Source organism: Peribacillus sp. NPDC097675 (assembly GCF_050277655.1).
Taxonomy (GTDB): domain Bacteria; phylum Bacillota; class Bacilli; order Bacillales; family DSM-1321; genus Peribacillus.
Map to the genome: position 1 here is coordinate 37983 of NZ_JBNNSK010000008.1, position 14102 is coordinate 52084.

The 14102-nt window shown below is 42.0% G+C and carries 13 protein-coding genes; 10 read left to right on the forward strand and 3 right to left on the reverse strand.

Going from position 1 to position 14102, the window contains the following annotated elements; genetic code table 11:
- The first annotated feature begins 121 nt into the window (after positions 1 to 121).
- The 6 genes from ACQKL5_RS12875 to ACQKL5_RS12900 all read left to right on the forward strand — a co-directional run bounded on the left by ACQKL5_RS12875 (position 122) and on the right by ACQKL5_RS12900 (position 4578).
- On the forward strand, positions 122 to 910 hold the full coding sequence (locus ACQKL5_RS12875; protein WP_427609231.1) for an alpha/beta hydrolase family protein: 789 nt from the start codon (positions 122 to 124) through the stop codon (positions 908 to 910).
- A gap of 39 nt (positions 911 to 949) precedes the next feature.
- Positions 950 to 1192, forward strand: a complete 243-nt coding sequence (locus ACQKL5_RS12880; RefSeq protein ID WP_427609233.1) for a DUF2584 domain-containing protein — start codon at positions 950 to 952, stop codon at positions 1190 to 1192.
- 228 nt (positions 1193 to 1420) lie between these two features.
- Positions 1421 to 2191, forward strand: coding sequence for a TSUP family transporter (locus ACQKL5_RS12885; protein ID WP_427609235.1), 771 nt, complete (start codon positions 1421 to 1423; stop codon positions 2189 to 2191).
- Between the two features lie 178 nt (positions 2192 to 2369).
- Positions 2370 to 2939, forward strand: a complete 570-nt coding sequence (locus ACQKL5_RS12890; RefSeq protein WP_427609491.1) for a TetR/AcrR family transcriptional regulator — start codon at positions 2370 to 2372, stop codon at positions 2937 to 2939.
- A gap of 25 nt (positions 2940 to 2964) precedes the next feature.
- The gene (locus ACQKL5_RS12895) at positions 2965 to 4317 is read left to right on the forward strand and encodes an MATE family efflux transporter (RefSeq protein WP_427609236.1); all 1353 of its coding nucleotides are present in this window, start codon (positions 2965 to 2967) and stop codon (positions 4315 to 4317) included.
- A 123-nt stretch (positions 4318 to 4440) separates the two neighbouring features.
- Positions 4441 to 4578: a hypothetical protein gene (locus ACQKL5_RS12900; RefSeq protein WP_427609238.1), complete on the forward strand. Its 138-nt coding sequence runs from the start codon at positions 4441 to 4443 to the stop codon at positions 4576 to 4578.
- A gap of 125 nt (positions 4579 to 4703) precedes the next feature.
- Here the strand turns inward: ACQKL5_RS12900 and ACQKL5_RS12905 are convergent, their stop codons facing one another.
- Together ACQKL5_RS12905 and ACQKL5_RS12910 are read right to left on the reverse strand one after the other, a co-directional pair.
- A complete protein-coding gene (locus ACQKL5_RS12905) occupies positions 4704 to 5813 on the reverse strand; it encodes a sensor histidine kinase (RefSeq protein ID WP_427609240.1) in 1110 nt (369 codons plus the stop codon).
- Entirely contained in the window at positions 5810 to 6535 is a 726-nt protein-coding gene (locus ACQKL5_RS12910; protein WP_427609241.1) for a response regulator transcription factor, read from the reverse strand. The genes ACQKL5_RS12905 and ACQKL5_RS12910 overlap by 4 nt, the downstream gene beginning before the upstream one ends.
- Positions 6536 to 6745: 210 nt before the next feature.
- Here ACQKL5_RS12910 and ACQKL5_RS12915 point away from each other — a divergent pair, with 210 nt between their 5' ends.
- From ACQKL5_RS12915 to ACQKL5_RS12930, 4 genes are all read left to right on the forward strand, one after another.
- Positions 6746 to 7621: an ABC transporter ATP-binding protein gene (locus ACQKL5_RS12915; RefSeq protein ID WP_427609242.1), complete on the forward strand. Its 876-nt coding sequence runs from the start codon at positions 6746 to 6748 to the stop codon at positions 7619 to 7621.
- Positions 7618 to 9255 (forward strand): hypothetical protein, encoded by a 1638-nt coding sequence (locus ACQKL5_RS12920; RefSeq protein WP_427609244.1) that lies wholly within the window; start codon positions 7618 to 7620, stop codon positions 9253 to 9255. Before ACQKL5_RS12915 ends, ACQKL5_RS12920 begins: the two co-directional genes overlap by 4 nt.
- Positions 9239 to 10030, forward strand: a complete 792-nt coding sequence (locus ACQKL5_RS12925; RefSeq protein WP_427609245.1) for a DUF4097 family beta strand repeat-containing protein — start codon at positions 9239 to 9241, stop codon at positions 10028 to 10030. Before ACQKL5_RS12920 ends, ACQKL5_RS12925 begins: the two co-directional genes overlap by 17 nt.
- 170 nt (positions 10031 to 10200) lie before the next feature.
- Positions 10201 to 11889, forward strand: coding sequence for a methyl-accepting chemotaxis protein (locus ACQKL5_RS12930; protein WP_427609247.1), 1689 nt, complete (start codon positions 10201 to 10203; stop codon positions 11887 to 11889).
- A 164-nt stretch (positions 11890 to 12053) separates the two neighbouring features.
- Here ACQKL5_RS12930 and pckA read toward each other — a convergent pair whose 3' ends face one another.
- Entirely contained in the window at positions 12054 to 13637 is a 1584-nt protein-coding gene (gene pckA / locus ACQKL5_RS12935) for a phosphoenolpyruvate carboxykinase (ATP) (RefSeq protein ID WP_427609248.1), read from the reverse strand.
- Positions 13638 to 14102 lie beyond the last annotated feature (465 nt).

A 14102-nucleotide genomic window follows, 5' to 3' on the forward strand; every position in this document is an offset into this window, starting at 1 on the left:
TGATATATAGGAATTTTGCCTACCTTATCGTATGAGCGAATGGGAATTTTGTGAATGCCTATCAGGGGATAAAATTAGTTGAATGTTTTACAATAAAGGAAAGAGAAAGGGGGAGCGGAATATGGAGAACGGAAGTATCATTTCAAAGCAGCGATTCCCCTCACCACATCCAGGCATTCACCTTTTTTTAGTCACATACATGTCTCAGGGCTTGAAGGTAAAGGGATTACTTGCTGAACCGGTGGAGGGGGATATTCACGATGCTTTCCTCTATTTACGGGGGGGCATTAAAAACGTTGGCAAGGTGAGGCCGGGACGGATCGTACAGTACGCCGCAGAAGGGTTCATCGTCTTTGCCCCTTTTTACCGGGGAAACCAAGGCGGCGAGGGAGACGAAGATTTTGCCGGAGAAGACCGGTTCGATGCCATCTCAGGCTTCAACCTGCTTGAGCAACATCCGCGGGTGAATAAGGAACATATTCATATTCTCGGTTTTTCCCGGGGTGGCATCATGGCACTTTGGACGGCGATTCATTGTAAGACGGCGGCATCCCTTGTCACATGGGGCGGGGTGTCGGATATGTTCATGACGTATGTCGAACGAGTCGATATGCGCCGGATGATGAAGCGGGTCATCGGTGGCACGCCTAAGAAATGTCCGGAACAATATGAATACAGGACGCCATTGTTTGCCATTGAGGAGCTGAATGTTCCCGTTCTGATCATTCATGGGGAACGCGACGACAATGTGTCGGTGGAACACGCCTATCGACTGGAGAAAAGGTTGAAGGCCCACGGTAAGCCGGTCGAGAGCTGGTATTTCCCGCAATTCACACATTTCTTCCCGCCTGCGGTCAATCGTAAAGTGGTCGAAGATTTAACAACTTGGATGAAAAGTAAAACGGAATAATGATAGAATGAAGTATATTGACCAGAGGAGGAGATATACATGGGCATGCCTATGGAACTCAACACCATGATCGTGACAAAGGGAAACGAAATTCGTGAAGAAGAAAATGTGTTCAGCCTGACGAAAGCCGGGTACCGCTTATATCCAATCGACATCCCGATTGATGTCCGTAAAACGATTCAATCTGATTCTAACGGAACGGCGGTTATCCAAAAAGTCGAATGGACGAATGATAAAACCACCATTACATACCGATTGATCTCACTGAACTCAACAAACTGAACACATGAAGCGCATGCCATTCTAGCATGCGTTTTTTTGTGTGTGGGTTGCTGGGCGGAATTCGACATTGGGAGCGGATAATTCAACATTCGTGAGAGTTAATTCAACATTCACTCTCATAATTCGACTTTCAACAGAAAAGTCTATCAAGATTTAATTGATTTTTATAAAAAATCCAAAAGTGGGAGTATAATAGTTGAGATATTGCTGTTGAAAGAAGGAGACTAGATGGAGGACATTAATCTTTATACACTGCTATTTTTAGTGATTGCCGGTTTTATTGCTGCGTTCATTGATTCTGTCGTGGGCGGAGGCGGACTTATTTCCATTCCTGCTTTGTTGTTTACGGGGATTTCGCCATCAGCGGCACTTGCGACGAATAAGTTTTCGAGCTCGATGGGGTCTTTGACGAGTACGATTTCATTCATTCGCGCTGGGAAAGTGAATTTCAAATTTGTCATTAAGTTTTTGCCCCTTACCGTCGTCGGGTCGATTTTAGGCGCATATGTCGTTCACTTTGTATCGCCTGACATATTGAAGCCGCTGATCTTGGTGATACTCGTGGTCGTTGCAATTTACACAATCGTCAAAAAGGATTGGGGAAAAGAAACCTTATATAAAGGGTTAACCCGTAATAAGCTGATCTTGATGCTATTGCTCATCTTTGCAATCGGTTTTTATGATGGATTCCTCGGACCAGGGACAGGTTCGTTTTTGCTGTTTGCTTTCTTGATCATCGGTTTTGATTTTGTTCAAGCAGCGGGGAATGCGAAAATCTTGAACTTTGGCAGTAATATTGCCGCGCTTGTCGTGTTCTTATCGATGGGTACGGTCAATTTCGCTTACGGGATTCCGATGGGAATCGCCATGGTTGCCGGGGCGTTGGTGGGGACGAATTTCGCGATTAAGAAAGGATCTTCCTATGTCAGGGTATTATTCATTGCCATCACTGTGTTATTGATAGGCAAGAATATCTTGAACTACTTTCATGTAATTTAAGAGTTTGCTAGAATATATACTTTAAGAATGGCCGTGGAATGATCTGCGGCCGTTTTTTATTGTTAGATAGTTCCTGTATACAGAATAATCGTTTTATGCGATAATTGCCTGACGAACGTTCGTTAGGATAAAGAGCGTGCCTGTGCGGCAAGATATTGGTTTACGAAAGGTGAAGATTATGAAAAGTGAAGATATCAAAAAAGCGGCACTCAAGTATTTTTCGATTCACGGGTATGAAGGGACGTCGCTTTCTCAAATAGCTGAAGATGTGGGGATTAAAAAGCAGTCGATATATTCTCATTTTAAAGGGAAAGATGATTTGTTTCTTGCCGTCCTCAAAGATGCCAAGGAGATGGAGCTCTCCTCTTATGTGGCGTATTTCAAGCAAAAACAGGAACCGGAAACGGCATTGTATGGATTCTTGGAAGAGATGAGAAGGATGTTTCAGGAAAATGAGAGTTTAAAGTTCTGGCTTCGGATGGAGTTCTTTCCGCCTACCCATTTGTATAAAGAGGTGCAACGGGAAGCGGTTGATCTTGAGAATCAACAGGAAGCCTTGCTAGAAGAGTTATTCGATTCATGGATATCGGAAGGATCCCTTTTGGGGAAAGCAAGGACGCTGACGTTGGCGTACACAGGTGTGATTGTGGCAATCATGGTTGAACTGGCTTACTCTGATGATCCGAAGCGGCTAGAAGAGAAATTTGAAGCATTATGGACCGTATTTTGGAGAGGAATCTCCCAGTAAGGTTAGGTAAATAGGAGATGGAAACATGGCAATGAGAGAACAACAACAGAAAAATCTTCTAGAAATAGAATCGACGGGAAAGGTCTTTTTACGCTACTTGATTCCTTCGATGATCGGCATGATCTTGATGGCATTGAACTTTGTAGTCGATGGTGTCATGGTTGGCAATAAACTTGGATCGGTTGCCCTAGCAGGGGTAAATATTGCAGGACCCATTTATACTATATTTGTCGCGATGTCGATCTGGATCGGTGTCGGGGGTGCCACGCTGTATTCCCAAAGCATGGGGGCGAAGGATTATGGACGGGCCCGCTTTATTTTTACCCATTCCATCGTTTTAATTACAGGCTTCACGATCGTCATTGGTTTGATTGCTTTCCTGTTTCATGATCAGCTCGTGTTCGCATTAGGGGCCAATGAGGCCACAGCGCCGTTTGCGACGGATTATATGAATGTCTTTTTGATGCTGGGCTTTGTATTCACTTTAGAAAACGCCCTGAGTATATTTATCAGGAATAACGGAAATCCGACGCTTGCGATGTCGGCATTGATCGTTACGGCTGTCTCTAATTTCGTTTTGAACTATATCATTTTGTATGTGTTGGATTTAGGGGTCCGCGAGATTGCGTTTGGGACAATCACGGCTTCAGCGCTCGGGATCGTTGTGCTATCCGCCCATTTCTTCACGAAAAGGAATACGCTTCGTCTGGTCAAGTTTCGTTTTGACAAGGCTCTTTTCCTTCTGACGATGTCGATTGGTTTTCCGAGTTTTTTATCCGAACTTGGCGTGTCCGTTTTCACGATTGCCCATAATAATGTGTTTTCCCGTCTAGCGGGGACGGATGGATTGGCTGCCTTTTCCATCGTCAATTATGCACATAGTGTAATGCTGTTGATGTTTCTTGGCATCGGGTCTGCAGTCCAACCGCTCGTTAGTTATTACCATGGAGCCAAAGATGAAAAGCGAAAACGAGAGACGGTCCGTATTGCCATCTATACGGCCATCGGTGCAGGAGTTTTCATCACCTTGCTCGGACAAGTAACCGCTCCCTATATTGTTGATTTATTCGGGGACTTCTCGCAAAATGTGAAGGAACTCGCGACAATCGGCATTCGGATTTTCTTTGGTGGCTATATCCTGATGGGGGTAAACTTCGTCATGATGACCTATTTTCAATCAGTCGGTCAGGTTAGAATGGCCGCCTGGATAACGATTGGGCGGGAATTCCTTTTCATGCTCATCTTCCTCGTGACACTACCCTTGATATTTGGAACCAATGCCGCATGGCTTTCGATTCCGTTATCCGAAGTAGTCATTTTCGGGTCAATCTTATTGTATTTAAAAAGAGAAGGTACGTTCTTCGGTAAACGGATGTAGAGATCACCAACTTGGTGGTCTTTTTTTTAGGATTTCCCTGAAAAAATATTGACAGCATTACACGACTGTTATATATTATCTTTATAAATATTTATTGTTATATAACAGAGGAGGAGAAAGAAAATGAATATGTATAATAAAGCATATGAAACGTATTTAATGATTTGCGAAAGATATGGAATCGAGTCGATCAACTTTCACCATTTCATTAAACATTTAACTGAAGATCAGTTGGACGAATACAGTAAATTAGCGATTTAATTGAAAAGGACGTGTTCATACAGATGGATCTTGCCGATGTAGAAGCCATATAGAAACCCCACCCGTTACGTTTATAGTAAAAGGTGGGGTTTTGTTATGCTTTTAAATTTATGGTCCTCGTATCTTTACAAGATGAGTTGTTTTTCACTTTCTTGAAGGGGAAGTGTGACATGAATGATGGTTCCCTTTGATACTTCACTAGTAATCTTTATTTGCCCGCCATGTCCATGGATGAGGTTTTTCACGATGCCCATACCTAAGCCAGTTCCCATATCAGTTGAGGTGCCCCGATAATATTTTTGAAAAATATTGTCTAAAGTATGTTGGTTCATCCCAATACCGTCGTCAGAGATGGAGATAGTGACGATGTTTGCTTGTTTCTTTAATAAGACATCAATGTTTGTACCAGGTGGATTATGGAGGATGGCATTCGTGAGTAAATTTTGTAAGGCCCGATACATTAAGCGTACATCAAATGAAATATCGATAAAGGGTTCAGAACATTCAAAGCTTAGGTTATATTCAAATGCTCTCGGATCATTGCCGATATCGGCTATTAAACTTTTCGTGAATTCGACGATGTTTTCCCTTTTTAAAGTAATAGGCAAAGAGGTTTTGATGTGATTCATCTGAAAGGAAAGGGTAAGGTCTTCAATCAGAGATTCTATTTGTTCACCTTTTTGAGCAATTTCTTTGATATATGTCAGTCTTTCATTCTCCGTCCATGAGTAATCTTGATTTAGTAATAACGAGGAGTATCCGGTGATATAGGTAAGAGGCGTCTTGAGGTCATGGGAGATTCCGGCTATCCAATCTTTTTTAATCTCTTCCATTTTTTCGCGATCTTGTTCCGCTTGCTTTAGGTGTTCAGATAACGAAAAAATATTGAAAATCACTTCTTTATAGAGCTGGTAGTGCTTTCGTAATGTACCTTTCTTTGTGAAGGCTTTTTCTTTTTGTGGAGGGTCAATATAATTCCCTAGAGTTAGTTGTTGAATCCAAGTCATGATGAACCATAATGGACTGCCGAAATACCAGGCGAAGAACGTGCTGCAGGCCGTGATGTTCAGTAAAAATGCCATCAACACGAGAGCATCATAACCTTTGTCCCCTTCTTTGAAGTTAATAAAGGGAAAGATGACTTCTATGGTCAGCATGATTGTTAGTCCCATACCCAAGATCCAAAGGAGTAGGCCGATAATAAAATGCAGGCTTAAACGTACTTTTATTTTCATGCGTGCCCCGCTACTGGTGGAATGAATTTATAGCCTATCCCTCTTAAGTTCAAGATGATCTTCGGGTGCTTCGGGTCATCTCCTAATTTTTTTCTTATCTTCGAAATATGGATGGTCACCGTCTTTTCTTCTCCAAATCCTGGTTCTTCCCACACGTGTTCATAAATTTGTGAAGTAGTGAAAATGCGATTTGGATTTTTGCAGAAAAAAGCAAGTAAATCCAATTCCTTAGCAGTACAATCCATTTTCTTATTATTGACGGTAAGAAGCGCTTCACTGTAATTCAAGGAAAAACTACTAAAGCGATATTCTTTTGTAACCTCTGGAATTTGTAAAGCAGATGTCTCATACATCCTTTTTCGGCGTAACAGGGCTTTCACCCTGGCCACTACTTCGAGTGTATAAAAGGGTTTAGTAATATAATCATCGCCGCCAATGCCAAGCCCGGTCAATTTATCAAAATCACTAGAACAAGATGTGAGGAAGATGATGGGTGTATTTGTATGCTTACGAATTTCGCTGCATAAATCGAAACCATTGAAATCTGGGAGCATGACATCCAGCAGGATTAAATCGTATGTATGTTTCTTGATTAATTCCAAAGTTTCCTGGCCTGTCGAACTGCAGGTAATATGATGGAACCGTTCCTTCTTCAAGGTTATTTCTAATAATGTTAATATCCCCTTTTCGTCATCCACCAATAGGATTTTTTCAGGATTCATCTAGTAAGTACCTCCTAAACCATATATTCAATCGGTCTTTAATTTTACCATAATATAGTAGTTTATTGGTTAATTTTGGTTTTTTAATGTTTTTATGTACTCGTAATCAGAAATAATACCTCTTTTTCGCTTTCATTTTACCTTGATTTTACTTTGGGTGTTTAAACTGAATATAAGGAAAAGTTAAAAGCACGGAAGGGGAGACATAACATGGAAATGAGTATCGAACAGGTAACGAAGAGGTATGGATCAAAACAAGCTTTAAGTAATGTTTCCATACATTTAAAATCCGGCATCACGGGTTTATTGGGTCCGAATGGATCTGGGAAATCCACCTTATTGCGCATGCTAGCCACAATCGAGAAACCAACGAATGGGAGCATCACCTGGAACGGCCTGGACATTACGAAGAACCCTGATGGAATACGAAGGGAATTGGGGTATTTACCACAGGATTTTGGTGTGTATCCAAACATGAACCCCATAGAATTCCTTGAATACATGGCTGCCATGAAAGGGTTGAAGATGAAATCGGCTAGACGGAGGATTGGGGAGTTGTTGGAAGCCTTGAACTTGTCCAATGACCGGAAAAGGCTTTTGGGTGGCTTTTCTGGAGGAATGAAACAGCGTGTGGGTATTGCTCAAGCTCTTTTGAATGATCCCTCCTTGTTGATAGTGGATGAACCCACGGTCGGCCTCGATCCCGAGGAGCGGATTGGATTCAGGAATTTGCTTTCTACTCTATCTTCCAATCGAGTGGTCATCTTATCTACCCATATCGTTACGGACATCGAGTCCATAGCTTCAAACATAGCGGTCCTATCTAAAGGAGAGCTGGTTACATACACAACGCCAGAGGAAATGATTCTCAGTGTCGATAATAAGGTCTGGAACTGTATAATCCCGGCCTCTAATCTCCAGGAAATGCAGACTCGGTACTCCATCAGCAGTGCCGTTCACAGAAGTGACGGGGTTCATGCACGAATCGTTTCCGACAAAAGGCCAAGCGAGGATGCGACATTTTTGCCTTCTTCGTTAGAGGACGCCTATCTGCATTGCATCTCTAAAATGGGAGTAAAACAATGAATTCTACATTCGAATCCTACTATTATCTTGTGAAAAATAATTTGATAAAGCAGACGAGAAGCTATCCATTTCTTCTTGTCATTGGAATGAGTATTTTCATTGGCTATGCCTGTGTACCCGATGCCACAGCAGGCTATGAGGTTTTCTATATTGGTGGGGTCCGGGGTCTTTATAACTCAGCATGGCTAGGAGGCATGGTTGCCATGCTCTCCACGTTGCTTCTCTGGCTTTTTGGTTTCTATTTGTTAAGAAATCAAGTTTCGGAGGATCACAGGCTTAAAGTCGGACAGATTATTGCATCGACACCAATTAGTAACATGCGCTATATCTCGAGCAAGGTCCTTTCCCATTTCCTATTGTTACTGGTAATCGAATCCATTACGGTAGTGGCGTTTATGGCTATGCAGCTTTTGCGCGGGGAGGAATACCACATTCAGGTCTGGGGATATTTCGCGCCATTCCTATTCATCGCTCTTCCTTCCCTCCTAGTGCTTGCTGCATTAACGATCTTTTTTGATGTAGCTCCTGGATTGAAGGGTGTGGTCGGAAACATTCTATTTTTCTTCCTTTGGATTTTTTTTAGTGTTATCTCGATAGCGAGTCCGAACAGTTTTTGGGACCTGTATGGACTTGACTCCATTCGTTCCGATATGGTCGAAGAAGCAGCGACTCAATATGAGTTCATTAAAGATGGCGAGGAGGGAGGAAGTTTTGGGTATTATCCGATGGAAGAGAAGATAGCGACGTTTGTCTGGCAAGGTGTTGAATGGGATTCACATATTTTGCTGCAAAGGGTCATTTGGTTAGGGATGGCGATCATCGTTACCATGCTATCGGCTATGATGTTCAGCCGTTTCAAGAACGAGAAACGAAACAGTCAAGAAGGGAAGGTGCTGTTATTCGAATCGAAAAGAAAGCAGGAGACAAACGTGCATCTAAATCAGGTCCCTCAATTATCGCCGGTGGAAAAAGATAAACAAGTCTCTCTTTCAAGGCTAGTTAAAGCCGAATTGCAAATCATGCTTAAGGGTCACTCGATTTGGTGGTATTTGGTTGCGATAGGGATGGTGGCAGGGAGTTTCCTTCTTCCATTAGATCAAATTAGAAGCTGGCTTCCCGTTATAATGGTATTCCCTATAGCCATGTGGTCACAAATGGGGACAAGGGAAAAATATTATTTTACTCAAGAACTCATCTTTGCCAGCTGCCCGCCTTTGTATAAATTCTTTGCAGTCTGGATCTCGGGAGTTCTTGTGACCTTATTGGTATCGATTGGGGCTATCGTTCATTTTTTAATCGATGGAGAGCTCTCCCTATTTTATTCGTGGATGACAGGTGTTTTCTTCATTCCGACAACCGGATTGGCTCTTGGGGTTTGGAGTGGATCCCGGAAATTATTTGAGGTCATCTATATGCTTTGGTGGTATCTAGGTCCTGTGAATGATATTCCGTACCTTGACTTTTTAGGCGTATCGACAAGTTACAACGGGTTTTACCTCAACTTGACTCTTGTTCTATTAGGTATCACGATCGTGGTACAACTAGTGAAAACGGGTCATCTCCAATCAGGATTTAAGAAAGCAATGATAGAAAAAGAATATTCAAATGGAGGAATTGATGAGAAATTTAAATAGAAGGTTCATGTTCATTCTAACCGTTTCAATGTTAGGCATTTTCATGGCGGCATGTGGTTCAGATACAACTTCTGACGTAGAACCCAAGTCATTTGAGGCAAAGGAAATAGAGGAGATCTTCGTAACAACCGATGGGCAAAATATCGAGATGCGGCCATCCGATAATGAGAAAGTGAAAGTAAGCGCGAAGGCAGGAAAGGAAGTTCCAATAACATTGGAAGGAACTGTTCTCACAGTGGACCTCGAAGGATCATCGAGTTTAATCAATTTTAAGACAGACACATTATATGTTGAAGTCCCGAGGAAAATTTTTAAGAAAATCAGCCTAAATACGACGGCTGGTAAAATATCCGGGAAAAAAATAACAGCAGAAGAATTAATAGTGACGGCAGATTCCGGTCAAATTGACATCAATGGCTTTGAAGGGAAGAAGATTGGAGGAGAAATCGTTGCTGGGGATATGAATTTAAAAAAGATAGAAGGAAAATTCAGCCTTACTAACGATACTGGGGACATCGATATCTCCTATAAAGGAGTACTGGAAGAGAATAGTACCATTACTACGCATTCGGGCAAGGTAATCATGAAATTCGAGAGTAAACCAAATTCTTTACAGGTGAAGGCTTCGACAGGATCAGGAAAAATCAAGAATTCCTTATTTTCTTCAGAAGAACTGAAGGTGGAAGGTGGGAAAAGTATATTGAATGGAAAAATAGGTTCAGGCGGGGCAACTCTATCAATCCAATCAGCTTCCGGTACGATTTATATTGATTAAGATTAGAAAACCTAATGACTCTTAAAAGAGTATTAGGTTTTTTTGCATTAATTGACAAAATATTATGAAGAATATGGTAATATTGATACAGGACTTTATACTCTGAATTGAAGAAGGATGTAAGGAAGATTAGGGTCAAAGAAGATGGAAACTGACTTGGGGGATGCTACATGAAATTATCTGTATCAAAAAAACTATGGGGTAGTTTTTTGTCTTTGCTTTTATTTTTATTGGCCATGGGGGCTGTCTATTTATTGATTATCAGTGAGTTAAATGGTCAGTATAAGTTTTTATTGGATGATCGTGTGAAGAAGACCCAGCTGGTAGATGATCTGATTATCAATCAGCAAGATTATTCCAATGATATCCGCGGATATATGATTTATGCGGATGCTAAGTATTTAGAAGGTAGGACGGAAAAAAATAATGTATTTGAAGATACATATAAAGAGTTGGGAAAGAAGCTTAAACTGAAAGAAGATCGCGTTTTATTGGAAGAGGCATACAAAGCAAAACAGGAGTATGCAAAACTTTCAGAAGAAATAATCTTTAATGTCCAGAAGGAAAAAACGCAGGAAGCTTTGGTTATCGCGAAAGAGACAAGTGTACTAGAAGAAACGATCATCGAAAAAGCTAAGCAGTTAAGTGACAATCAAAAAGTGTATATGCAAGAAAAACGCAAAGAGATAGATGCGTTGGTGAAGGACATGCAACTCATCATCACGTTGGTCATCATCGGAGGGTTTGTCCTTAGTATCGTTATGCCGACTGTCCTGAGCCGTAGTATATCCTACCCTGTTCGGAAGCTTACAGCTGCCATAGGACAGGTTGCAGACGGAGACCTCCAGGTGGAAGACGTTCAGGTGCGAAACAAAGACGAGATTGGTGATATGGCCTGCGCATTCAATAAGATGGTCAAAGAACTTAAGTCAATAGTCTCGAGTATGAGGGATTCATCGACACTGCTTGCCGCTCAAGCTGAGCAAATGTCAGCGAGTTCCGAGGAAAGCCTGGCCTCTTCGGAGATGGTCGCAACAACCGCAGAGGATAATATGCAGGGAACGAATCAGCAGGTGACCATAATCGAGGATTCAGTGAATTCCATGAATGAAATGGCTGCAGCGGTCGGAAGGATTACGGAAAGTAATGTCGATATGCTTCAATCGGCTGAAACCGTGAATTCGCTTGTAAATGAGGGATCCTCCAGCATGAATGCCGTGACAAAGGAAATGAATAATATCAATGCTACCATTCAAGATTCAGCAAGCATCATGGAAAAGATGGCAATTCATTCTAGTGATATTCAAAGGGTGACAGCGTTGATTACGGACATTTCCGATCAAACGAACTTACTCGCCTTGAATGCTGCCATCGAGGCCGCCCGTGCTGGAGAACATGGAAAGGGTTTTGCCGTAGTGGCAGATGAAGTCCGGAAACTGGCCGAGGAATCGAAACGGTCCGCTTCAGAGATCGCAAACATGGTCTCTATAATTCAAGATGCTACCAAAAAAGGAGTGGAATCCATCAAGATTGGGAGCGAGAAAGCGGTAGATGGACTGGTGGCTTCTGAAAATTCATTACAGATGTTCAATCAAATCAAAGTGGCAGTCGGAGAGGTGAGTGAACGGATTGGATCGACTTCCATTGCCATCGATGAGATTCAAGCGATGACCGAAGAAGTGGCAGCAGGTTCCTTATCCATAAAAGAAATTGCGGTGTCGGCTGCCGAACGGGCTTATGATACTAGTGCCGCAACAGAAGAACAGCTGGCTGCGAATGAACAAATTACTACAGGAGCCCAATCACTAGCATCCTTGGCGGAAAGGCTACAAAAAGAAGTGAGTCACTTTAAGATTTAAGAATATAATCAGTAACCCGAACGAAGAACAATTTCTCGTTCGGGCTTTTTCTTGCTGGAAGGTGGCTTATCCTTTGAAATGTTCGATAGCCCGGGGTTTCGAGCTTATTATAATGATAAAAAGAGGACCATGCGAGTTTCGCTTGGTCCTTTCGTATTCCTGAATTATGCAATTGGTCCGCCAAGTTCTTCGATTTCATTTGGAACGCTTCCAAATTTTTTGAAGTTGGCACGGAATTGTGCTGCCAAGTCTTTTGCTGACTCAGTATACGCAGCTGGATCTTCCCACGTCTTGATTGGTTGAAGCACTTCGTCAGGAACACCTGGAACATGAACAGGAATGTCCAATCCGAAGATATCATCTTTAATGGTTTCGATGTTTGCTAATTCTCCTTCAAGTGCTGCTTGGATCATGGCACGAGTGTAAGCAAGCTTCATGCGGCTGCCCGTTCCATAAGCACCGCCAGTCCAACCTGTGTTGACCAGGTAAACTTTTGAATCATGCTCGTCGATTTTTTCCCCAAGCATTTCTGCATAGCGTTGTGCAGGTAGTGGTAGGAAAGGTGAACCGAAGCATGTCGAGAATGTTGCTTCAGGAGACGTCACTCCTCTTTCAGTACCAGCCAATTTACTAGTGTATCCGCTCAAGAAGTGGAACATGGCTTGTTCTTTAGAAAGTTTGCTGATAGGAGGCAGTACGCCAGATGCATCAGCCGTTAAGAAAATGATTGTATTTGGATGTCCCGCGATACTTGGATTCACGATATTATCAATCGCTTGCATTTGGTAAGCGGCACGCGTGTTTTCCGTCAATGAGCTATCATCGTAATCCGCTTCGCGCGTATCGGGATCCACCACTACATTTTCCAATACCGCGCCAAAACGAATGGCGTCGAAAATCTGTGGTTCTTTTTCACGTGAAAGATTAATGGTTTTTGCATAGCATCCGCCCTCGATGTTGAATACACCGTTAGAAGACCAGCCGTGTTCGTCATCACCAATCAGTTTCCGGTTCGTGTCGGCAGATAACGTGGTTTTACCAGTACCGGACAATCCGAAGAATAAAGCGACATCGCCTTCACGACCTACATTTGCCGAGCAATGCATCGGAAGGATTTCTTCTTCCGGAAGTAGGTAGTTCATGATGGAGAAAATGGATTTTTTCATTTCACCTGCATATTCGGTTCCACCGATTAGGATTGTTCTGCGTTCGAATGAAACCATGATGAACGTTTCGGATTTAGTCCCGTCAACTTTTGGATCGGCTTTGAAATTAGGTGCAGATAGGATCGTGAATTCTGCTTCATGCCCTCTCAGTTCCTCCTCGTTCGGACGGATGAACAAAGTATGAGCAAAAAGGTTATGCCAAGCATATTCATTTACAACTCGGATAGGAAGGCGTGATGATTCGTCGGCGCCAGCGAAGCCTTTGAAAACAAAGAGTTCTTCTTTTGCTTTTAGGTAGTCCACTACTTTGCTATATAGATTATTGAAGACTTCTTCAGAAATTGGCTGGTTCACTGGGCCCCAGTCTATTTTATCTTTTACCGAAGCTTCTTCTACAATATATTTATCTTTAGGTGAACGGCCCGTGTATTTGCCGGTTTCAGCTTTTACTGCGCCAGTCGACGTTAAAACGCCTTCATTTCTGCTTAATACTTTTTCAACTAATTGAGGAACTGAGAGCTGAGTTTGCACATTATTCCCTGCTAATAATTGGTGTAACTCATTAACGTCAACAGAATTCATATATGAGATACCATCCTTTGTTTAAGTTTTATATTACAATTAGTATAACACATTAGATTGAATAGTCTATACTATTTAAACGTTTTTTGTGAACGATTATAGAATAGTCAAATTAATCAATTTTTTTATATCCATGAGTAACCTAGTGTTTAATGCCGGCATATACTTGCAGTGAACCATCCTGGATGGTCAGCACTAAAGTTGCCCAGAAAGGAAGATAATCTTATGGTAGTCAATCTTGGATGTAAGAAACGGATGCCCCCGTAAAAAATTAGGGCTCTCGCTGGGATTATCGAAAATCTTCTTTTATATAGGAAGAAACGAAGTAAAACAGCCTATATGAAAAGGAAAAAGGGATTAAAATATGGTTTCCATAGTGCTAATTGCTTGTGACTGAATTATCCATCAATATCAATGGTCTGAAATTCCAGTCTACTCTAAGAATACTATTTATAGTTCATCAGT